The sequence below is a fragment of the Pontiella sulfatireligans genome, from assembly GCF_900890705.1.
GTDB classification, from domain to species: domain Bacteria; phylum Verrucomicrobiota; class Kiritimatiellia; order Kiritimatiellales; family Pontiellaceae; genus Pontiella; species Pontiella sulfatireligans.
In genome coordinates this window covers 1,739,968-1,761,589 of the sequence record NZ_CAAHFH010000001.1, presented here as the reverse complement: position 1 = coordinate 1,761,589, position 21,622 = coordinate 1,739,968, and the positions used below count along the sequence as shown (strand labels likewise).

The window sequence follows — 21,622 nt, the reverse complement described above, 5'->3', positions numbered from 1 at the left end:
AGTGCGGAGACCGCGTCTCCGCTTTCCGTGCGCCGGAGCCGTTCATCCGCGAAGAGCGCCGACGTTGTCGGCGCACTCCAGGGCGTCGCTCCCGCGTCGCACTTTGCACCCGGGAAGAACAGTTCTATTATTGCCGGAAAATCTTGAGCGAGTTGAGGCCTCCGGTGAAGCCGTCGAGGGAGATGTTCGGCTTGAATTTCAGTGCAACCGGCAAGGTGCGATGCTGGCCGATGCGGATGTACATGTTTTCCCCGGCCAGAGGGGTGCTGAGCTGCGAAAGCGCTATTCGGGTCCGGTTTAGGAGCAGGGTGGCGGAGTCGGGTCTGATGCGCAGTTCGACGGTGACCCATTTATTGCGGTAGTCGGTTATGGCGGTGTTCGGATTTCTTTGGAGGGTGACGGCGGAGTGTCCGGCTTTTACGGATGCGTAGACCTCGCCGTCTTTGAGGTAGATGGCGTATCCGGTTCCCTCGTTGCCTTGTGAAAGGACGATGCCGTCGGTCAGTGCAAAAATCCGCGTTGAAACGATCCATTCGCTTCCGTCGGGATCGAGCAGCGAACTATGGGGGATGTCGAGCCCCTGTCCGTGTTGGATCCCCAGCATGCTGCGGTTGTTCACGGTTTCCGTAGCGAGCCCCGCGAGCGGGACGTGAAGCGGGAAGAGTGTTTTGCTCGGAATGATCCCTTTTTGTACGTTTTGAAAGTCGAGGTTGAGCATTAGTCCTGTAGGTTGGCGCTGCTCTGCAAGACCGGTTCCGGCGAGGGCGAGGAAAATAATTGCGATGGATGCTGTTTTTCTGCTGTTGTAATTCATCCGTATAGCTAACCTTTGCAAGCATACGGTTATCAAGGAGAAAAGGATGGCGTTTAGCATAGCGGAAATGATTCTGCTGGGATTATTGGCCGATTGGCTGTTCCGCAAGCTGCGGATGCCGGGGCTGCTGGGCATGTTGCTGCTGGGTGTTTTGTGCGGGCCGTTCGTTTTTGGGGTGCTGGACAAGGGGTTCCTTGATGTGTCGGCGGACCTGCGCATGATTGCGCTGATCATCATCCTGCTGCGGGCTGGTTTCGAGCTAAGCCGGGAGGTGCTCAACCGCGTGGGGCTGCAGGCGTTGCTGCTTTCATTCATTCCGGGCATGATGGAGGGTGGAACCATTGCGTTGCTCGGGCCGTTCTTTTTGCCGCTGACCCATCTGGAGTCGGCCATGCTCGGATTCATTATTGCCGCGGTTTCGCCGGCGGTGGTGGTTCCAATGATGATTAACTTCATTGAACGGCGCATGGGGGCCAAGAAGGGAATCCCCACCATGATTCTGGCGGCGGCTTCGCTGGACGATGTCGTGGCGATTGTGATTTTTTCCGTGTTCCTCGGCTTCTACACGGGCGCCTCGGAAAACGTGTTGCTGAAGGTTGGTGGAATTCCGGTTTCGATTCTGGCCGGCATCGGCGCCGGCTTGCTGGCGGGCTGGATTTTGCTGAAGATTTTCGAGCGGTTCAACCCGCGCGCAACGAAGCGGACGATGGTGGTGATCGGCGTCGCGCTTCTGTTGGTCCGGTGCGAGCACCTACTGGGCGGCTGGGGCATTCCTTTTGCCGCGTTGCTGGCGGTGATGGCCATCGGCTACCAGATTTTGGAAAAGCGGGAGCGCATGGCGCATGAGATTTCCTCCAAGCTGGGGAAGCTTTGGGTGTTCGCTTCGATCATGCTTTTTACGCTGGTGGGTGCGCAGGTGGATGTCGGGCTGGCTTGGGATACCGGTTTGGCGGGGCTGGGCTTGATTGCTTGCGGTTTGACCGCGCGCAGCGCCGGCGTGATGATTTCTCTTATAGGGAGCCCGTTGAACGCGGGTGAGCGCTTCTTTTCGGTAGTGTCCTATTGGCCGAAGGCCACGGTGCAGGCGGCGATGGGCGCTGTTCCCTTAATGGCCATGCAGGCGGCGGGAATGGAAACCGCCCCCGGTAACGTCATTTTGGCGGTTGCGGTAATGAGCATCGTCTTTACCGCCCCTCTGGGTGCGGTAGCCATCAAGCTCGCGGGTGAACGGATCCTGAGCCCCGAGCCCGAGTCGGGCCGGGCGGCGTTGAATGCCCTGTCCGAAAGCCGGTAGCCTAATAATAGGTTCCGTACGGCATCGGGACGCTGTATCTTGGAAGAACCGCATTGTTTCCAAGCAGCACGATGGCTGTAAACAGTCCGGCTAGAAGCGCAGCGATCAGCACAATTCCCCAAAATGCTTTTTCGTGAAACATGTGTCCAGTGGCGTGCGCCGCTTTAACGGTTCCGTCGTGCATCTGGTGCATCCAGATCCTGACTGTATCATTAGCATGCATTGTACTCTCCTTTCCTATTTGTTTGGACACAAGAGGGATGCGAATGCTCAATTTTTATTCCGCAGGACAGGGCGGTTGCCCCGTATGGCCGGCGGGAGAGCTCTGAGGCAAGCCCTGATTGCAATAAGAGGGCTTTCTAAACGCATTTTTGGCCGTTATTGGCTTGAATTGTTTCCTATGCCAGATACCTTGGTACGAATCGCAACTGCTAAGTGTCGAGCATGACCGGGCAGTGCAAACAGGGTGGGCAATGTTCGTGTTGCCACCTAAGGTCTTTTTTTAGCTGTAGCGAGGGGTACATATAATGAGTTTTTTCCACCGTTGTTGCGGATGTTCTGTTCAAGCTGTGCTGTTGGCGTCCGTTTTTGCGACTGGCGTCTGCACTGCGCAAGACTACAGTACGCTGGGCATTTCCGATGTTGTGGGCGGCGCCGACCGATTGCTTCAGCGCGGCGACTACCGCGGCGCCATTCCCGCTCTTGAAGAGGTGGTCCGCCGTACGCAGGACCTAACCGACCCCGCAGGCCGGGAAACACTTCAAACCTGCCGCTTCCAGCTGGCTCGTTCTCACTATCAGGTCGGTGACGTCGCCGCCGGGATGGCCGTGCTTCAGAACTATTTGGATGCTGAGCCCCGCAAGAAAGAGCGTCTGGCGCTTCGCATGATGGCCCAGGGGTTTTTTGAGGTTGAGGATTGGGACAAGATTCAAGAGGTGGCCAATCGCTTGCTCGCAATGCCTGACCTTGAAAAAGAGGATCGCTACAATGCCAACCTGCTGCTGGGCCAGGCGCTGTTCCGGCAGGAAAAATGGGCGGAGTGCGTTGGCCCTTTAAGTTATGCTGCAGACCATGCCACGGATGAGCGCACCGGCGGTCTCTGTCAGATCATGGCGGTTCGTGCACTGGTGGAGTCCGAAAGCTGGAAAGAGCTGTTTGGCTGGATCCCGCGCCTGTACCGCACAGATTCGAAGTATGACATTACCCTTAACCTCACTTTGATGAAGGCCGGAAAGGCCCGTTTCGAAGAGGACGACTACCTTAACGCCCTCCTGCTTTATCGCATGGTGCTCCCGCGCCAGGAGATGCTCGACTTTTCTGGAAAAAAAGTGCGCCGCCTCTCCAAGAAGCTAGTAGCTGACAGGAAGGTCGGCATCAGCGATGCTGTGGTTGCCGAGCGCGAAAAAGAGATTGGTGAGATCAAAGAGTCGATGACCATTCTTTCGGAGCTTCCTCCCTACGAAGACGAGGTCACGCTGCGCATCGGCCAGATTTATGCCGAGGTGAAGCGCTATTGGGAAGCCTATGTGCTGTTTGATCGGCTTTACGCCAACGACCGCAGCAGCGAAATCGGCGAAGCCGCCATGCTGCAGTCGGTGCTGATTCTTTATGATGTTGGCCAGGTGGATCGCGCAGAAGAACGCATTTTGCGCTATTTGGATGAAACCCCCGATGGAAAATTTGCGCGCACGTTGCTTACCATGATGTCGCGCGACAACCTGATGAAAAAGAACTTCGATAAGGTCATCAGCCTCAAAGCGAACGTGGAGCGGTTGTCGGCCACTGATGTTGAGGACGAGAAGAACCTTGAGGCCGACGTTCATTACATGACGGCGTTCGGCTATTTTCAGAAGTTCGATTATGCCAGTGCGGGCGAACAGTTCACCTCGATCGTCGAGAACTATCCCAACAGCCCTCAGGCCGGAGATGCGCGCTATTTCCGCGGCATGACCTTTATGATGCGCGCCGACTATGCTCACGCCTTGGAAGATTTCCTTGCCTACCAGAAATCAAACCAGAACGGCGAGCACTATGCCGCTTCGATGTTCCGTGAAGCGGTCTGCTTGTTTGGTCTGGCTGGGGAAATCCGGGATGCGGAAGAGTCCGCGGCAAAACTCAAGGAATCTGAAGTGGTGTTCACCCGGTTCATCGAAACCAACCCCAACGATGTGCTGGTGTCGGAAGCTTACAGCATGCGCGGCGACATCGAGGCGGCCAAGGAGGCCACCAACGAAGATCCATACACGCTGGACCGCGCTCTGGCCGACTACCGCCAGGGGATCGATACGGCCACGACGGCCATGCAGGCCTCTTATCCGGCATTCCAAGCGGCCAAGGTCTACAAGCTGGAGTTCAAATGGCAGGACATCATTGATTTGATGAACTATTACATGGATCGCTGGGAAGAGATGGCGAATGTGTCTGAAGCGGTGTATTGGATCGGGCAGTCGCAGATCGAACTCGGCGAGGTCAATGAGGCGATCGAAGCCTATCTTGAAGCCATTGAACGGTTTGGAAACGATCCGGAAAAGCAGGGGGTGGACAAGATTATCTCCGAGCTGGTCAAAGTATCGAACCAGCAGCTCGCCGACGAAGAGCGTGAAGCGCTTTCGGTTAAGCTTAAGTTTAAACTCACCTCGGTTGATGATCGGATGGATGTGCTCAAGCTGCGGCTGCAGGTGGCTCAGGCGTTGCTGGCCGGCGAAGAGGCCGCCTCGGCGCTCGGCGACCGGTTGATCAGCGAAAACCAGGATCTCAAAAAAACTACGCCGGCTTCGCTGGCGCTGATGTGCGACTCGGCCGTGACCGCCACCGACACCGAGCAGATGCAGCGGCTCTACGATTATTTCTTTGATAAGTACGAGGAGTCGGACGAGCTTTGGCATGCCTGCCGCGCCAAGACCTATATGATGCTTGCGAACGACGACGATTGGGGCGTGCTGAAATCCATTGACGAGGCGCAGGGCATGTTCGGCGCAGAAGAATTCATGGGCTGGGCACAGCTCATCAAGGCCCAAACGCTGTTGAAAATGAAAAAGTACGAAGAAGCGGAAGAGGCCTTCAACATGGTCATGGGCGTGCCGGAATGGCGCGGTCCGATCTTTGCCGAATCGATGTACGGCATGGGCATGTGCCGCATGGGGCGGGAGGATTTGACCAATGCGCATGCCTTCTTCCAGCGCACCTACCTGCTCTTTAAGAGCTATTCCGACGGCGAGTGGGCCGCCAAGGGCTATTTGGCCGCTGCCGACTGCCTGCAGAAGCTGGGTAAGGAAGAGGATGCTGTGAAGACCTTGAAAGCTATGCTCGAAGATGTATACACGAACACAACCCCGCAGGCCGAACTGGTCCGGGAACAGCTTAAGAAACTGGGAGTTCAATAATGAACAAGGCGATTTTTGTTTTGGCGCTGGCGGGAGCGCTGCTGGTGCAGGACGGGGCTGAAGCCGCGTCGCTCAAGGCGGAACTGGTGATGCCCGGCGGGCGTTCATGGAAAGGCCACGTGGTCGGGCGCGACGGCGACTGGGTTGAATTTGCCACTGCGAATTCGGCCAAGCCTATCCGCGTGGGAGCCAGTACCATTCAGGAGCTTAATTTTGAGATTGATCTGGATGCGGAAGAGGTTATGGAAATGAAGCGCAACCGCGAATTTGAGCGGGTCATTGGCGCGCTGGAGCGGGCGATGAAGCCTTTTCTTGACTACAGCGACATTCCTTCCAATCTGACCAAATACAATGCGTTGCTGATGGAGATTAACTATCAGATCGGAAACTTTGACAAGGCCATGGCCATTGCTTCTAAAATTTCCGAGGACGGCCGCGATCCCGTAATGCAGGAAAAGAGCCGCATCTTTCAGGCATTGGCATTGATTGATGCCGGACGCACGGCCGAAGCGGAAGAGTTGCTGTCCAAATATGGCTGGGACAAAGGTGTTTCCGATGATTCTCCGCCTGAAAAGCTGTACATCACCGCCAAGTTGCTGGCCCTGAAAAAAGAATACAGCAAGGCGATGGAACTTGTGGCCAAGGTGATTGCCTTCAACAGCCAGAATACAGAATGGATGCAGCCGGCTGAATTGCTGTGCGCTGAGCTCTACATGGAATTGGGTGCAACCAATCCGCTGATGTATGATTCAGCGGAGGAAGTGGTTCGAGAGATCTCGTTATTATACAAGAATACGGTGGAATACGACAAGGCGCAGCTGCTGAAGGTGAAGATCCAGGAGTTGCGTGCAGTGCAGGAAGTTGAGAAGAGTTTAGAGTCCGAAGAAGCTTAACCGAAGGAGAAATACGATGACTAAAAAAATGATTAAACTGGCATTTTGCTTGAGTCTGATGATGGTCGGCCCTGCCGCCTTTGCTCAGGAAGCAACCGAAGAAGCTGCGCCGAAGGTTCAGCAGACCACATTGTGGCAGATGATTCAACAAGGTGGATGGGCGATGATTCCGTTGGGGCTGATGTCCACGGGCATGGTCTATTTCATTGTGCAAAACGGTTTGGCCACACGTGAAAAAGTGTTGCTCCGCCCCGACATGATGCCGGAATTCATCATGTTGATGAAGGATAAGAAGGTGCTGGAAGCACACGCCCTCTGCAAAGAGAATGAAACCTTGTTCACCTATGTATTCGCTGCGGGACTGGAGCGTTGCTCCACCAAGGGCGACATCAACTTCAGTAAAGTGAAGGAAGCCATCGACGAAGCCAGTACGGAAGAGGTTACTTCCTACATGAAGCCGATCGACTATCTCTCTATTATCGGCGCTACGTCTCCGATGTTGGGACTGCTCGGTACGGTATCCGGCATGATCAAGGCTTTCCAGACCATCGGTGCCCAGGGCATGGGCAAGCCGGAAGCACTGGCCGGCAACATTGGTGAGGCTCTCGTAACGACCGCTACCGGCTTGATCATCGCGATCCCGGCCATGTTGTTCTACTACTACTTCCGCAATAACTTCATCAAATCCTGCGCCACGCTGGGCCGCAATATCGGCGCGCTGCTTGACACGCTTGAAAGCGGCGAGCTGCCTCTCGGATTCGAAGACAAGGGCGAGTAGTTGGTGCTAATGGCGCCGCGTGGTTCAACCCGCACGGACGAGGTTTAAAATGAAAATAAAAACGCCTTCCAGGGACGATGCCTCAGTCGATATGGCTCCCATGATCGACTTGGTGTTCCTGTTGCTCATTTTCTTCATGGTGGCTTCCGTCGTGACCGAATTGGACAAGGTCGAAGTGGCAATTCCCTCTTCAGACCATGCCAAGGTTCCGGACGACACCAAGGGAAGAATGATGCTGTCGGTGGATGCGAACGGCCAGGTCTACTCCGGTACGCTTCCGGTTACGTTGGAGGAGCTCAAGGTGCTCATCAACTCGGAACTGGACCTGAATCCGGACCTGCGCATTCTTATTCGTGCCGACAAGCTTGTTGAGTACAAGACCTGTAAAGAACTGATGATTGCATGCGGCGAGGTCGGAGCGACCGACCTTATCTATGCAACCTTCGAGGAGTAGCGATGAAACTGCTTGACGACTTAATGAACACAAAGGCGGAATTGCAGATTGCGCCGCTCATCGACGTGGTATTCCTGTTGCTTATTTACTTTATGGTTACGGCTTCGTTGATCAAGAAAGAGGCGGATCTTTCCTTTATGCTTCCAGCTAAAGTGGAATCGTCCGAACCTCTTCAGCTTCCGCTGGAGGTTTTGATTGAAGTGTCGGAACTGGGCGACATCATCATTGAAGGAATGATCTTCGACAAAGATGAAGGTAATCTTGATGAGTTGATCGGGCACCTGCTTTCCTGCAAGGAAGCGGCCGAGTCAACGCAAAGCGATTTGATCATTAACATCATGCCGGCGGACAAAGCATTGCATGGTCGCATCATTAATGTGATGGATGCCTGTGCCGCTGCAGACGTGAAGAACATGTCGTTCAGCATGTCGATGTAGAAAGATGAATTCAAGGAAAGGCGCTGGGGGAATTCGGCGCCTTTCTTTCAGCTTTGCCGATGGCGCGGGCGATTAATAATCGATGTTGAATGTAAACGTGCGGCATAGACAAAGTTCCTTTTTAAACAGTAGATGTAAATGAGGTGGTTGAAATGGCTGAAAAGCGAAAAAAACGATGGTTTTCCAAGCACGCGAAATCAAGTGCAATGGTCGTCAGCCTCGCAATTCATGGGGTCTTGATTTTGATTGCGTTGTCCTTTGTGGCCGTCACGGTTATTCAGAAGGAAGATCAAAAGTTTGAAAATAAAACGGTCAAACGGCCGAAAAAGCCGCTGAAGAGGCTCCAGGTTCCGGTTAAGGTTAAGAAGAACAAGCCGAAACCCAAGCTGCGCAAGCGGATGGTCGCAAAAAACCTGAACCGCAAAACCCCCGATTTCAAGATGCCGGAAATTACAGGCATTAAAGGGGGCATGGGGGCTATGGGGGATGCGGCCGGCGGTATGGAGAGCATCGGATTTACCATGCCCGAAATCGACTTCTTTGGCGCCAAAGCCAAGGGGGAAAAGGTCGTGTTCGTCGTCCACTTTGGTCCGGCAACCATCAGCGCAGGCGGTGGAAAGGACGGGGGGACAAAATACACACCGTTTTCCCGCATGACCGGCCTGACCATAAGAAACCGTCTTGAAGACCTTGTGGACTCCCTGCCTGAGTACACGCTGTTTAACGTCATGGCCTATTATGCGGGTGACGCCTGGGCTATGGAGCCGAAAATGCAGTTGGCGACTCCTGCCAACAAGCAAAAGGTGAAGGATTGGATGGAGCCGGTCAATCCGCTGGAGGGCGATTACCAATACTGCTTTTCCATTCCAAAGGAGCCTAGAGACCGAATCAAGAAGGGTTATGCCAATTATCCTAAACGGGTGGATAACCTGCCTTTTTACTCAACAAAATGGGCCTACCCCTATTATGTGCCCAAAGCCATGGAGCAGAAATATGCACCGGATGCTGAGGGGGGCTTTATGCACTGGGGCCGTGGTGTTGCGTGGGCCATTTTGGAGCAGAAGCCCGATACGATCTTTGTTTTGACCACCAACTATATTGATGGCTGGCACCGAACCAAGAAAGAGGGCGGGGAAAATGTTCAATCAAAAGCCAACAATCCCATTAAAATGGCGGCGGCATTGAAGAAAATGTGCCTCGATGTTTATGGACCGGACAAAAAGCAATGGCCCACCATCAATGTCGTGGTGCTCGCCAAGGCCGGCAAGGATTCAACGGGTGCAAACAATACCCTCAGCGGTCAATTCGGTCCCATTTGGAAGGGGTTCAAAAGCGAAGGGTCAGTCATCGATGACATCAAGAAATACATGAATGACGAGGAACAGGTTTTATATCGCAAATACCAGTCGGAATATGGAAACAAGGAAAGCAATAATTAATCCTCTCGCAATACGATCGTGAGAAAAACGTCCAGATTGCTCTGGGCGTTTTTTTTGCTTTCAAGGCTTTCGCGTGGCGCTTATGGCGTATTTTTCCGATGATCTGCCGGAGGGACAAGCGTCCCCGCTGTCCGTATCCTTTTAAAGGCTCTAGCTTCGGGAGGGCAATGAGGACCATTGTCCCTCCAAAAGACCAATTTCAGTGTGATGCTGATATTAAAGCACCTTAGTCTTGGTCTGAAGTCCGGCTTTCTCGGCGGATTCAGGCGAGCAGAGCACCGACACGGCGCCGTTTTTAAAGGCCCTGTTCAGGGTGTTGCCGAATGCGTTGAAATGCTCCTGCGTGGTGGCAAGCACTTCGTCGCGGAGCTGCTGGCGTTCTTCATCGGTATAATCGAGGAGGAAGCGCGCGGTGCTGGAATAGCCCTTTGAGTCGGGAAGCTGGTAGGAATCAAGCTGGCCGATCGCACCGATTAACGCCCGGGTCAGCTCATCCTCGCTCAAAACCAGATTTTTGAGGTAGTCGCCGGTGGCCTTGTAGACCTCCAGCGAGCTTTCCAAATTAGGATCGCGGTACGAGGCGAAGGTGAATACGCCGGAGCGTTGGTCGAAGCCGCACATGCCTCCATAGGCGCCGCCTTGTACGCGGATTTTTTCCCAGAGCCATGCCGTTTGCAGGTAGCGGGAAATCACCATCGCCGAGCCGTGCATTTTGTAGCCGGCGTTGAAGAGGTTGGCTGCGCATCCGACATAGTTGACCTGCGTCGGGGCCGTTAACGCTTCAGGATTCGGGAACTTGCCGGGATTCCAGGTTTTAGCGGAGAACGCTGTTGCCTCTGGAAGGTGTGCCGTAAATCCATCCAATGAGTTAAGCACGCCGGGGAGCGCATCTTCGCTGACGGTTACGTTGATGACCATGTGTTTGCGGTCGAGCAGCGACAGGCGGATTTTTTCCAGGCGTTGGGAAACCGCGTCCCAGTCCTTGTCCATGTCTTCGGCCAACTGGCGGATGAAGAAGAGGGCGTCCACGCCGCCCAGCTGCTCCGCCGCCCAGTGCGCTTCGTTGTAGCGCGCCTTGAGGCGGGTCATGACGGCTGAGTGGCCTCGTGGAACAATGGCGGTTTCGAGCTCGGATTTGTGCTCCAGCACAATCTGCTTGAAGCGCTCCTTGTTTCCCAGATCGGGTTCGGTCAGGACATCGTACAGGATGGCCAGCAGTTCATCGGTTTGACTGATCATGCATTTGCTGCGCAGGAAAAAACGGGTTACGCCGGTTTTTGAGCCTTTCTGTGCAGATAGGAACGGCGCGCCGTAGATGCCTCCGGTTTTCTTGGCGATGCGCTGGGAGAGCGAAACATAGTCTTCGCTTTGGGTCCCCATTTCCAAGAGGACGCTGGCTAGCAGCGAGGCATAGGGCAGGTTGTCCTGCTCAATTCCATGGAGGTCGAGTCCGATGTCGAGGTAGAGAATTCCGTTGGTGAACAGATCGTGCGTCAAGACCGTCGTGCCGTTGATCGTGTTGACGTTACGCTCAATTTTACGGATGTTTTTTTCGAGGTCTTCGCGATGGAGCAGGGGAACGGTGGCGAGCGCTTCGGGCGAATCGGGCGTGGCCTGCAAGTCGAGCAGACGCTGGGTGTTGGCGGTGATCTCCAGCAGCTGGTCGGCGCTCATCGAGGCTTTGATGGCCGCCAGCCGGCCCTTCTCCTCCATTTCGACGCGGGCGGCTTCGCCGGGGTCGGGAAGCAGCACGACGGTGGAGCGGTGGGTGTTGTCGATGAACAGCTTTTGGATGAGCGCCTCGAAATAGCCGCCTTGAGCGGCGTTTTTCTTGATGGTGGCCAGCGGCGTTTCGAAGGCGACCAGTTCCAGCGGGTCGGCGTCGTAGTTCCAAGCGTTGAGCGACCGCAGCATCAGCGCCAGTCCGCGTGGGAAGCCCCCGCTGTTGTTTTCGCGCAGGTCGAATTCAAAGGTGTTGAGTGCGCCGTCGATATCTTTCCGCTCGATGCCGTTTTGGGCCAAATTCTGGAGCGTTTGTAAAATCAGCGCTTCGGCCTTGGGGATGTCCGCCGCATCGATGCCCTTGAGGCCGATAGAGAACAGCATTTGGATCATGTGGGTTTCGGTGCCGCCTCCCGTAATATCTTCGCCCAGCCCGGATTCGATCAGCGCCTTGCGCAACGGGGAGGCGGGGGTGCCCAGCAGGATGTGGTCGAGCAGCATCACGGAAAAGACCTGTTCGGCATCCGTCGGCGAGGGCAGCATCCAGTTGCTGGCGAACATGGGTGTCGGGTTTTCGTCGTCGGCCGATACGGCATAGGGCTTTTCGATGCGCACGGGCTTGGCCAGCGGGCCTTGCAGGTCGATGCCCGACTTCGGATCAATCTTTTTAAAGTCCTTCAGATATTCCTCAAGCACGGCGAAGCGCTCGGCTTCCGGATCGTCGCCGTAGAAGAAGATCCGGGCGTTGGACGGATGGTAGTAGGATTCATGGAACGCTTTGAACTGCTTGTAGGTCAAATCCGGGATATGGCGCGGGTTGCCGCCGGAATCGAGCCCGTAGGTGGTGTCGGGGAAGAGCGACTGCTGCGAGGCTTCCATCAGCAGGGAATCGGGCGACGAATAGACGCCCTTCATTTCGTTGTAGACTACGCCCTTGATGGTGAGTTCAGCTTCCGGCGATTCGAGCTCGTAGTGCCAGCCTTCCTGCATGAAAAAGTCCGGCGTAATGCGCGGGTGGAAGACGGCGTCGAGGTAGACGTCCACCAGGTTGTAGAAATCCTTCAGATTTTGGCTGGCGACGGGATAGCAGGTTTTGTCGGGATAGGTGAAGGCGTTGAGGTAGGTCTGCAGCGAACCTTTGAGCATCTGAACGAACGGATCCTTGACCGGATATTTCCGCGAGCCGCACAGCACCGTGTGCTCCAGAATGTGCGCCACGCCGGTCGAATCCGACGGCGGCGTGCGGAACGAGATGCCGAAACACTTGTTCTCGTCCTCGTTCTGCATCGAAAGAATCTCCGCTCCCGTCGGGATGTGGCGATAGATCTTTGCCTGCGTATTCAGTTCCTTGACTTCTTCCGTGCGCACCAACTCAAAATTATTCAAACCAAACCTCCGTGAAATGGCAGACATCTTTATCGGAACTCCGTTCAAATATCCACTCAATTGCAGAGCAAACGGCTCACCCGCATTTGCCAAGCCGAGTGGGGAGGGGGCACTGTAGATGGAACAAGCGGCTGAGCTTGAGTCTTGTAGTGTTTCGTTGACTTTAACCATTGCTTGTTTTGTTTTCAGATGAATAAGATGTTTCAGCTTGTTTTTTTGAGGTTTTAGATGTTTAGGAAGGAACAACTCAGGCGCATTGTTTTGATGGTAGGCGGATTGCTTTTCCTGGCCGTAGGACTGAATGCCCTACGTATTGGGAAGTGGCTGGAAAAGCGTGCGGATACGCCGTCTTTGGACGCGGCGCACAAGGAATACACCCATAACGTTGCGGAGGGGCTGGCCGTTCGGAACGGGGCCTATCCGGAAATCGACCTCCTTCGCTTTGAATCATGCAAAATCCAGAAGCAAACCAAGGGCGGGTTTTCCTTCGGTGCCTTTAATGTGCTGGTGATTGATGGGTTGGAAGTTGCGGCTCCCCCGCAGACGAGCCGGTCTTCCAATGGAAAGTCGGGTGGCTCGCGTGGAAACGACGGATTAGTGAGCAGTTTGGTCGAAAAGGAATTGCGCTCCCTGTTGGCTCAATATCCCCGATTCTCGGCGGTTCGGATCAATGGCTTGTCTGTCGGCGTCATTGACCCTGATACGGGCGGCGGGGCGCTTCGGAATGTCTTAACGGCGAAAAAGGCAACTGCAGGTGGCAAGCGCCAGCTCGATCTGACCGGTTGCAGTTTTTTGACGGATGCGGGGGAACGGATCGAATGCAAAAGCGCCTCGCTGGCGCTGGAATGGCCCTTGCGCATTTCCACTGAGCGCGGCTCTTTTCAAGTCGCAGGATTTTCAAACGGATTTGCCGGCGCAGTTGCCGGATTGAATAGAAAACGAACGGAGATGTTCAAATGAAGAAAGCATGGATTGTTGTCAGCTTGTTTGCATGGGCCATTGCGCCTATCTCATCAATGGCGGTTGGAATTGCCACATCGATGCTGCCCGAGGGCGATGTGGGCTTACCGTATTCGGCGACGTTGTCGGCAACAAATGGAACGCCTCCCTACAGCTGGGAATGGCGTACTTATGATATGGAGGCTCCCTACATAGAAACCTCGCAACCCAACAGCTTTGCTGAAACGGGAGTGGCTCGCGGCTGGCAGGGGTATTCTTATAATTCGTGGACGCTGGCTATCCCCTTTGACTTTCCCTGTTTTGGAGGAAGCTATTCCTCTTGCCAGGTAGACAACTATGGAAGGATTGGTTTCGATCCTGATCCCTATGACGATGTTGACAGCTATTACTACCCCAAAGTGACGGCGCTTGGTGATAGTCTGATTACGATGGATGGGGATATCTATGTGGATGCTCAAGCGACATATGTAACGATTCGATGGGAAGGGGTGTATGAATATTATACGGATGAGTATGGCAACCCTTACCCTGTGGCATTTTCTGTAACGCTGGCGGACGACGGAACCATCACAATGAAATATGGCAACGGCAATGCTCGAGGCGTTAGAATCTATATTAGAGAAGGAAATAGGCCTCTGGCATATTATGTCAGAAGTCCATTTAGCTATAGTGGAAGCATGGACAATGTGCCTGATATAGTGTTCTCGCCTATTGCCCGAGACGCAAGGGTGGCGGGGCTGTCGTTGACTTCCAGTGGGTTGATTTCGGGTGTTCCGACTGTGGGGTTTAGCAACGAAGTTTGGGTAGGCGTAACGGATGCTTCTGGGGAGACAGACTATCGCCCGATTGAGCTGGTCGTGTTCGATGACCGCGATGCCGATGGAATGCTTGACGTATGGGAGGAACGAATTTTTTCCCGTAATTTTGAAGATGCCATTGCTTCCATTTATGATGTGCAGCGGGAGGATAATTTTGATGGAGATGAATTCTCCAATATTGAGGAGTTTTTGCTCGGACTTGATCCCGTGACGCCCGACGGCGATCCACTTGACACAGTTCAGGAAGGGGTGGAATTAATTTCTAAAGCTTTAACCAATGATGTCGACTCGGTTTATTTCTCTTTAATCGACCGTTGCTTTATGGTCGCGGTTGATGCTGATCCTGCGAATTATGAGGCTCGGATTTATCGCGCCTTCAGCCGGTTGATGAATCTGGTTAATGATGATGAGTTGAGGGCTTGGCTGGGGGAGTTTGGTGGCGCTTTGAGCTTTGATTTCAAGCTGTCTGGTGAGTTTGATATAAACAATATTCCTTTGGCAGACGACGTGGTTGATCGGATTTGCTCCAATGCGCTTCCGGCCATCGACGCCTCTTATGCTGATCTTGCTTTCATCCCTGCCGATTGGACCGGCACCGCTGAGATCTCTACTAATTATTTCCCGGTAGATGAGACGGTTTATGTGGATGCCGCCGACGTGGCGGCGGCGATGTCGATGCTGCGTCTGGCCCGTGCGGCGGCGCTCATGGCGCGGTCGCAGTCGGCCAATGTGGATTTTGAAAAGTTGGTGCTGCCCATGGACGGCCCGCTTGCTTCGGTCACTGTCGATGGCTCCACCAACGATTGGAATGGTGTTCCGGTGCAGTTGATTGGGAAGATTGGTTCGAGCATTGAGTATGTGAAGGGCGCGCGCAGTGCCTCGTCGGTTTATATCCTTGCGACGCTGAATACCGAAGAATTTGATTCTCTGAGGATAGAGGCCAAGGTTCGTCTGGGATTGGATTCTTCCGTTAGCGCCAAGCAGGGGTATTCTTCTAAAAATGGTTGGGGTTATACAAATGTTTCATTTTCAGCAAATGGAACCAATACAGAGGATATGGCGTGGGTGTACACGAACGGAATGCTGGAAATTGAAATCCCCGTTCCGCCTGGCATCGCCATTTCGAATGCCTGCGTTGCCGATCTGCATCTCGTATTCAAGGGGTTTATTGAAGGGGAGTGGTATGATGAATATGCGGGTGTGACGAATTATTATTCGTATTATGGCTCGCTTGATGACGACAGCCTTTCCGCGCCCTCTGCATCACCGGTGGAGACCCTGCTTCAAAGTCATCCCGAGCTATTGGCGTCTGTCCGCTCGGAACTGGATTTGAGCAATGCCAAAATCCACCTGCATGAAGCCATCGACCTGATGCAGGTGGCCGATGATCGGATGAAGGCGCGTGCCGATACGTTGATGCATTTCATCGAATACGATCCCACCAACGAATTAGTGCGGACGGAGTTTTTCAACCGGTTGCTAGAGGTGGAGGCCAGTCTGGATGCGCCGCTTCTGGTGACGGAAACCAACAACTTTGGTGAAACCGTTGTTGATGAGCTGGTTCATTTGGGCGCGATATTCCAACCTCCGTATCTGTCGCGCGCTATGCTCCCCGAGTTTTGGCAGACTTCGGCATATCCGATGAACGGGACCTTTCCTGACCCCACTTTTGGCGGGTTGCTTCCCGGCATGTCCCAGGGCAAGGTCGATGAATACCTGAGCCTAGGCGCGATGCCGGATGCTGATTTCGACGGTCTTCCAGACGGATGGGAATATTTGTATTCCGGCCACCCAACGAATTTGGTTGCTCTATCGGATGACGATGGAGACGGACAGTCGAACTTTGATGAATTTGTCAGCGGGATGAACCCGACCAATCCTTTGTCCTGTTTCAAGGCAGCATTTGCCCCGCAGGAGGCCGGCGCGGCGCCGGGCATCATCATTAATTGGGATGCCGCCGAAGGGCGCGTTTACGACATTCTCCGGTGCGACCAGCTAGGGCAGACCTTCCTGTTGCTGGAGTCCGGCATCCACTATCCGCAGAACAGCTATACGGACACCCTCCATCGGGCTTCGTCTTCGGGGTTCTACCGGGTGGTGGTCCGCAAGCCAACTGTAGATGACTCTGACGCCGACGGGCTGCCCGATGAGTGGGAGCGGGATTATCTCGGGGGAACGCACCTCGCTGGTTCCGGCATGGATTCCGATGGCGACGGGCAGGACGATGTCCACGAATACCTCGCCGGAACTGATCCGACGAATGCGGCGTCGGTCTTTGCGGTTTTTGACGCTCGGCAGGCAACAGAAGGCTTTGTCATCGAGTGGGTGTCGATGCCAGAGCGCACGTACACGGTTAAATGGGCGCCGGAAGTGGGCGCCATGTTTAAAACTCTGGAAACGGGTATCATTGCTCCGGGCAGCTACACCGATACGGTTCACAGCGTCGAATCAGAGGGATTCTACAAGGTGGATGTTGAAATGACGCCGCCGACGTTGTAGCGGCGTGCTTCCTCCTGCCTCATCGCTCTTCCATCGGGCAGGCGATGGGGCGGGCGGAAAGGATGCTTTCTTATGGCATGCGAATTGCTTCTTTGTTTTGGGTTGAAATGGCCGTGCCGGCCGGCCCAGTGGAGTGCGACATGCTTATGAAGAAACAAAGCGGATTCACTTTGGTTGAAATTATGATTACCGTAAGCGTGATTGGCCTGCTTGCCTCGCTGGGCGCTTATGCGGTTCGACGAGGGATCTCCAACGCGCGTATAAAGGAAGCGAGCACTGAGCTCGAAATGCTTTCTGCCTCAACGCTTCAGCTGGCGTGGGACACCGGGCGCTGGCCCAACAAAACGATCCGGACCAAGCCGGGCAGCATTGAAATCTGGGATATTTCCAGCCGGGTTTGCGGTTTGATGGCCTCCGATGCAATTTATGAAAACTGGAAGGGGCCCTACTACGACGGTGCTACGGTTGATCCGTGGGGGAATCCCTATTTCTTTGATCCCGACTACCGGGTGGACGGAAAAAACCGGATCGTGGTTGGTTCGTTCGGCCCCAATGGCGTTGGAAAAAACCGCTACGACAAAGACGACATCTATATTTTCTTGGATGACTGAGGTTTGTCTTCCGCAAATCATCTTTTTCAAGTGGCAGGGGCGTCTCCTGCATAGAACACCGGATTGGAACCGGTGCCACACCGCTAAACCGACATGCGGAACCGCATCACCTGACAGGAAACAGGCTGAAGCCTGAACTACAAACTCTTGAAACAACCTTGAGCGATAGCTTTGAGTGTTCGTAGTCCACCCTTTAGAGTGTTCCATCTATTGCGCCTCCGGACAAGCGTCGTTCCCCGGAAATGGCCATGACAAAAAAACCCCGGTTCCTGAGAGAAAGGAATCGGGGCCGGGTGTTTGTTGGGGAGATTTATTTTTGCCAGGCGGTGATGACAATGTTGTCGGTGGAGGTGATGCCGCCGGGCGGTGCAGGAATGCTTTGGGCGTATCCGGTCATGATGTCGGAGTTGCCGGCCTTTTTGATGTCTCCGTTGACAATGATCTGCCCTACGATTTCCCCGTTGGCCGTATGTTGCAGTCCGCCGGTTTTTGCATAGATAAGCCCGTTGATCGTCCCGCTTGAGGTTACCTGGATTTCACCATCGCGCGAAACCAGTCCGAATTCGCAGGTGGTGGGGTTGATGTCGATCTGTCCCGACATGTTGATGTCGCCGGTGGCGATGATGGAACCGGAGACTACCGCGTGCGCTGAAATATGAACATCGCCTTCCACCCAAAGAATCCCTCCATCGGGAGTGATGTCCGTCGTCGTTGTGAATCCACTATGAACCTCGCCGTGGTCCAGTGCCCAGTTATAGTAGGGGGTCAGGTCGATGTCGGGAATGGGAACCGTTGCCACTTCGCCTTGGGTTTTTACGCCGGAAACGGAGACCTTGTTCCATTTCGTCTTGCCAAAGTCAGGAGCCGCGACATCGCCGCCGACCGTCACATTATTGTTAATGACAATGGATTGAGACGAAGACAGGTCGATGAGCGCGTCGGTGTTGCCCCGCAGGAACATGTCGCCATTGGCATGGAACAGCGATTGGTCGCCCGGGGAGGAAATGGTGCCGCATCCGCTGAAGTCGAAGTCGCCGCCGCAGAGGATGGCATAGCTGAAGGCCTCGTCGTCGAGCACGCTGCCGTCTTCGCTGCTGCCTCCAATATTCTGGACACTGACCACGGAAACCGCGCTGACCGATCCGCAGGTTCCGGTGGAGGAAACAAGCATGGCCGTGGAGTTCACCGCCTTAACCTTCAGTTGGTAGGATGCGGTCTCCTCAACCGCATTGATGCTTTTTGCGGATTGCACCGAAGCGAGTGCGGAGCCGTCATCGGTGAGCATCTGGTAGCGTCCATCCCAGTCGGCGGCGAGCATAGAATAGGCGTATTCGCATCCGGCTTCCGCGATGGCTTTGGCTTTGATGTTGCTCGTCAACCGTCTGGCAGTGAATGCCCGCTGCGAAGAGGAAACGGCCAACATGGCCAGCATGGTGGACATGGTTGCCAGAAACAACAGTATCACAACCAGCGAGAACGCTTCCTTGTGGGCGTGTGCGGCTTTAGTTTTCATGACGTACTCCTTCTGCTTATTTTCCTGTATTGCGCGGCCGGATATCGGCCAGCAATGAAGATGTGATCCGTTTTTTTTCGCCTTTGATGCTGCGGATGTCTTTATAGATCATGAGATCGACGGTGAGCGCCGATTGGAGGGGCACCCCATCGACGAGCACTTCGACCACGCCGTATCCAGGCCCCTTGGTGAATGTGCCGCCAATGTTCACCAGCTGCAGTTCGCCCGTCCAGTCAATGGTGACGTCCTGAAGTTTCGGCGTGAACGTACCATCGATTTTCGGCGTGTTTAAATCGCCGGTATTGGTTTGCATCAGGGCTTGGAATTGAATGTAGCGTTTGCTGTCTACGGTCAGGGTGCGCGCCGAGGAAAACGGGGTGATGGCGCTCCAGTCCGGAGCATCCACGAGATCGGGGGAATTTCCCGTTCTGACCTTGAACTCCAATCCCGTTCCATAGGGGAGGTCGGCGTTCCAGCTCATCTCTCCATAGGACGGTGCGGCCAAATGCGTGTCGAAGATCTGCGATGTAAACGTGCCGGTTTCCGGATAGCTGGCGGTGATGGATTCGAGGCCGAACACCCGGTTGGTGGCATAGACGGGCAGGCCGCTTATAGAGCTCCATGAAGGGTTCTGCGCAACATCGTAGCTGGCATTTTCAACGATCATGGTGGTCAAGGGGGAGGGGAATGCCGGATCGGTGGCTTCGTAGTCAGTCCATTGTTTGGGGCCGTCTTTGGCGACATTGTTGGCGATGCGGAACGACACCAGATAGTTTTTGTTTCGGTCGATTGGCAGATCAATCCAGTCGGACGTTCTTTTTTGGCCGATGGGAATTTCCACCACCGTCGCGCCGTTGTTGAACGTCACCGGTTTCATGGGGGCATCGATGGTGTTCATGTAGTCCATGGCGGCATCGGTGGATGATGAGCTTTCGCCAATCCAGATGTTGCGAATCCTGAATGTTTCAAGGGAGGATGCGGCAAAGGTCAGTTGGCACTGTTTGCCGTTGTAGGCGAGCCAGTTGCCGTTGTCGGTGATATCGGCGCCTTTTTGCATGATGCGCACGGCCATGTTTTTAAGATTGCCGGTCGAGTTTGTGCCGACAAGGTCCCCGGTCTGGTCGGCCGCCGACCAAGTTACGTCCATGCCGTCGAGTTGTGCAATGAAATCGCGGGGGGAAAGCGTTTCGTCAAATTCGACGGTGGTGTCTTCTTCCACGCAGTTTTCATCTTTGAAGTTGGTTTCCTCCCAGCGGTCGTTGTTCATCGAAAGCGTAAAGCTTGCGCCGGGTGAAGCCGCTGGGAAGTAGAGTTGGTGGTTGCCTTGCCAGGAGCCGGCAGTCATGTACTGGGAGACGGCTGCGGCGCCCGACTGCGAAGCCGCCGGCAATTGAGCCTCGGCTTCCCGGTCGCTGTAGGACGGCGAAACAACCAGCTGGTCGATGCCGATGTCATAGCCCGTGGCCATTGAATTTTTTCCCGCGGCTTTGAATGTGAACTGATGGTCGCCTGCATCAAGAAGGGCGAATCCCAGACTAACCCTTTCCCTCTCGTTGATGGGCGAGTAGGCATCGTAGATCCCCTGTTTCGGGCGAAGCGACCATTCGAGCAGGTTTTCAAAGAGGACGGCTGAAGAGGCGTTGTCGTTGTTTGGAATGCCGAAGGCAGTTCCGCCGCCGGTTTCAACCACTTTGTCGAGCTGATACTGGCGGAAAGTGTCGCTAAGATCGTTGTTTCGGTTCTTGAAGGTGGTAACCCGCAGCTGGTGCGGTGAGCTCGGCCAAACGTGGTAGACCACGGTCTTGTTCCAAATGATGAAGCCGTCGGCATCCAGCTCGAAGAGCCCGTCGTCGTCGTCGTCTTCGGCCAAAGGGAAGCTCATCGCCGTGTAGGGGCCGGCGCCGGCGGGATAGTAAAAGATTTGATCCAGCGAAGAGAGGCGCAGGTCCGACTTCAGCCGCTCCATCGCCTGCTGCACATTAATGTCGAGCTCGCTCTGGATATCGCTCTCGTTGGTGTTTTTGAGCGTATATATGTAGCCGGTCATGCCCAGTCCAAGCGCAATGACCACCATGAGGAAGGCCCCTAGCGCTTCAATGAGGGTAAAGCCCTGTTTGTTTTTGTGCTTTGTCATGCCTGCCTGTTATAGGTGCTTTGCAATATAGGTGCTGATGCTTTGGCCATCGCCGCTGAACTCAAGCGTTTTGCGGTTCCTGACCCGGACGGTTACCGCAAACTCATAAAGGTTGGTCCCAATCGTGCCGATTGTGGTGGTGCGGCTAAAGGCGCCACGTACTGCCGGAAATCCGTTTTTATCCACAGAAAGGGCGGTTTCGTTCAGCCCCTGGATTTGATCGAAATCAAAAGTTCGCGCCAGTTCCATACGGTTTTTTGCAATATTGGCGGCGGTATAATAATCACGCGCGAGATCAAGGGTCATGCGCTGGGTAACGATCAATTTGCAGGCACCCGTTGTAAAGAAGGCAAAAAGGGCCAAGGCAATCAGCGCCTCGACCAGCGTTGTTCCGGAACGGCTCTTGTGTTTTTTTCCGCCTCGGATCGGTTGGGGGGTATGTTTTGTTTTGTGTTTCTTGTTTTTCATATTTCATCGCCATTGAAGC

General features: G+C 54.4%; 16 protein-coding genes. 10 read left to right on the top strand and 6 right to left on the bottom strand.

Annotated elements, in window-relative coordinates; translation table 11 throughout:
* Positions 1-127: 127 nt before the first annotated feature.
* Positions 128-814 (bottom strand): LamG domain-containing protein, encoded by a 687-nt coding sequence (locus tag SCARR_RS05975; protein ID WP_136060593.1) that lies wholly within the window; start codon positions 812-814, stop codon positions 128-130.
* Positions 815-860: 46 nt separating this feature from the next.
* Here SCARR_RS05975 and SCARR_RS05970 point away from each other — a divergent pair, with 46 nt between their 5' ends.
* Positions 861-2,108 (top strand): cation:proton antiporter, encoded by a 1,248-nt coding sequence (locus SCARR_RS05970; protein WP_136060592.1) that lies wholly within the window; start codon positions 861-863, stop codon positions 2,106-2,108.
* A gap of 1 nt (position 2,109) precedes the next feature.
* On the opposite strand, the gene SCARR_RS05965 is transcribed toward SCARR_RS05970, so the two are convergent.
* On the bottom strand, positions 2,110-2,331 hold the full coding sequence (locus SCARR_RS05965) for a hypothetical protein (RefSeq protein WP_136060591.1): 222 nt from the start codon (positions 2,329-2,331) through the stop codon (positions 2,110-2,112).
* Positions 2,332-2,635: 304 nt separating this feature from the next.
* Between SCARR_RS05965 and SCARR_RS05960 the strand changes: the two genes are divergently transcribed.
* The 6 genes from SCARR_RS05960 (at position 2,636) to SCARR_RS05935 (ending at position 9,492) form a co-directional block, all read left to right on the top strand.
* On the top strand, positions 2,636-5,491 hold the full coding sequence (locus SCARR_RS05960; protein WP_136060590.1) for a tetratricopeptide repeat protein: 2,856 nt from the start codon (positions 2,636-2,638) through the stop codon (positions 5,489-5,491).
* Entirely contained in the window at positions 5,491-6,384 is an 894-nt protein-coding gene (locus SCARR_RS05955; RefSeq protein WP_136060589.1) for a tetratricopeptide repeat protein, read from the top strand. The genes SCARR_RS05960 and SCARR_RS05955 overlap by 1 nt, the downstream gene beginning before the upstream one ends.
* A gap of 16 nt (positions 6,385-6,400) precedes the next feature.
* On the top strand, positions 6,401-7,162 hold the full coding sequence (locus tag SCARR_RS05950; RefSeq protein WP_136060588.1) for a MotA/TolQ/ExbB proton channel family protein: 762 nt from the start codon (positions 6,401-6,403) through the stop codon (positions 7,160-7,162).
* Between the two features lie 49 nt (positions 7,163-7,211).
* On the top strand, positions 7,212-7,616 hold the full coding sequence (locus SCARR_RS05945; protein ID WP_136060587.1) for an ExbD/TolR family protein: 405 nt from the start codon (positions 7,212-7,214) through the stop codon (positions 7,614-7,616).
* 2 nt (positions 7,617-7,618) lie between these two features.
* Positions 7,619-8,053 carry an ExbD/TolR family protein gene (locus SCARR_RS05940; protein ID WP_168433041.1) on the top strand — a complete coding sequence of 145 codons (435 nt, stop codon included), beginning with the start codon at positions 7,619-7,621 and terminating at the stop codon, positions 8,051-8,053.
* Positions 8,054-8,205: 152 nt separating this feature from the next.
* On the top strand, positions 8,206-9,492 hold the full coding sequence (locus tag SCARR_RS05935; protein WP_136060585.1) for a hypothetical protein: 1,287 nt from the start codon (positions 8,206-8,208) through the stop codon (positions 9,490-9,492).
* Positions 9,493-9,708: 216 nt separating this feature from the next.
* Here the strand turns inward: SCARR_RS05935 and SCARR_RS05930 are convergent, their stop codons facing one another.
* Positions 9,709-12,600 (bottom strand): insulinase family protein, encoded by a 2,892-nt coding sequence (locus SCARR_RS05930; protein ID WP_222846193.1) that lies wholly within the window; start codon positions 12,598-12,600, stop codon positions 9,709-9,711.
* A 228-nt stretch (positions 12,601-12,828) separates the two neighbouring features.
* Here SCARR_RS05930 and SCARR_RS05925 point away from each other — a divergent pair, with 228 nt between their 5' ends.
* The 3 genes from SCARR_RS05925 (at position 12,829) to SCARR_RS05915 (ending at position 17,488) form a co-directional block, all read left to right on the top strand.
* Complete coding sequence (locus tag SCARR_RS05925; RefSeq protein WP_136060583.1) at positions 12,829-13,560, top strand: hypothetical protein; 732 nt, start codon at positions 12,829-12,831, stop codon at positions 13,558-13,560.
* Complete coding sequence (locus tag SCARR_RS05920; protein WP_136060582.1) at positions 13,557-16,877, top strand: hypothetical protein; 3,321 nt, start codon at positions 13,557-13,559, stop codon at positions 16,875-16,877. Before SCARR_RS05925 ends, SCARR_RS05920 begins: the two co-directional genes overlap by 4 nt.
* 140 nt (positions 16,878-17,017) lie before the next feature.
* Entirely contained in the window at positions 17,018-17,488 is a 471-nt protein-coding gene (locus SCARR_RS05915; protein WP_168433040.1) for a prepilin-type N-terminal cleavage/methylation domain-containing protein, read from the top strand.
* A 310-nt stretch (positions 17,489-17,798) separates the two neighbouring features.
* Here the strand turns inward: SCARR_RS05915 and SCARR_RS05910 are convergent, their stop codons facing one another.
* From SCARR_RS05910 to SCARR_RS05900, 3 genes are read right to left on the bottom strand one after another with little or no spacing between them, the layout of a single operon-like run.
* A complete protein-coding gene (locus SCARR_RS05910; RefSeq protein ID WP_136060580.1) occupies positions 17,799-19,001 on the bottom strand; it encodes a hypothetical protein in 1,203 nt (400 codons plus the stop codon).
* A 16-nt stretch (positions 19,002-19,017) separates the two neighbouring features.
* Positions 19,018-21,135 carry a PulJ/GspJ family protein gene (locus tag SCARR_RS05905; protein ID WP_136060579.1) on the bottom strand — a complete coding sequence of 706 codons (2,118 nt, stop codon included), beginning with the start codon at positions 21,133-21,135 and terminating at the stop codon, positions 19,018-19,020.
* Between the two features lie 9 nt (positions 21,136-21,144).
* Positions 21,145-21,603 carry a type IV pilus modification PilV family protein gene (locus SCARR_RS05900; RefSeq protein WP_136060578.1) on the bottom strand — a complete coding sequence of 153 codons (459 nt, stop codon included), beginning with the start codon at positions 21,601-21,603 and terminating at the stop codon, positions 21,145-21,147.
* Positions 21,604-21,622 lie beyond the last annotated feature (19 nt).

Coding starts and splice junctions, on each gene's coding strand:
- SCARR_RS05915 (WP_168433040.1), top strand. CDS start 17,018: ATGCTTATGAAGAAACAAAGCGGATTCACTTTGGTTGAAATTATGATT.
- SCARR_RS05940 (WP_168433041.1), top strand. CDS start 7,619: ATGAAACTGCTTGACGACTTAATGAACACAAAGGCGGAATTGCAGATT.
- SCARR_RS05950 (WP_136060588.1), top strand. CDS start 6,401: ATGACTAAAAAAATGATTAAACTGGCATTTTGCTTGAGTCTGATGATG.
- SCARR_RS05945 (WP_136060587.1), top strand. CDS start 7,212: ATGAAAATAAAAACGCCTTCCAGGGACGATGCCTCAGTCGATATGGCT.
- SCARR_RS05935 (WP_136060585.1), top strand. CDS start 8,206: ATGGCTGAAAAGCGAAAAAAACGATGGTTTTCCAAGCACGCGAAATCA.
- SCARR_RS05955 (WP_136060589.1), top strand. CDS start 5,491: ATGAACAAGGCGATTTTTGTTTTGGCGCTGGCGGGAGCGCTGCTGGTG.
- SCARR_RS05910 (WP_136060580.1), bottom strand. CDS start 19,001: ATGAAAACTAAAGCCGCACACGCCCACAAGGAAGCGTTCTCGCTGGTT.
- SCARR_RS05905 (WP_136060579.1), bottom strand. CDS start 21,135: ATGACAAAGCACAAAAACAAACAGGGCTTTACCCTCATTGAAGCGCTA.
- SCARR_RS05900 (WP_136060578.1), bottom strand. CDS start 21,603: ATGAAAAACAAGAAACACAAAACAAAACATACCCCCCAACCGATCCGA.
- SCARR_RS05975 (WP_136060593.1), bottom strand. CDS start 814: ATGAATTACAACAGCAGAAAAACAGCATCCATCGCAATTATTTTCCTC.
- SCARR_RS05965 (WP_136060591.1), bottom strand. CDS start 2,331: ATGCATGCTAATGATACAGTCAGGATCTGGATGCACCAGATGCACGAC.
- SCARR_RS05960 (WP_136060590.1), top strand. CDS start 2,636: ATGAGTTTTTTCCACCGTTGTTGCGGATGTTCTGTTCAAGCTGTGCTG.
- SCARR_RS05970 (WP_136060592.1), top strand. CDS start 861: ATGGCGTTTAGCATAGCGGAAATGATTCTGCTGGGATTATTGGCCGAT.
- SCARR_RS05920 (WP_136060582.1), top strand. CDS start 13,557: ATGAAGAAAGCATGGATTGTTGTCAGCTTGTTTGCATGGGCCATTGCG.
- SCARR_RS05925 (WP_136060583.1), top strand. CDS start 12,829: ATGTTTAGGAAGGAACAACTCAGGCGCATTGTTTTGATGGTAGGCGGA.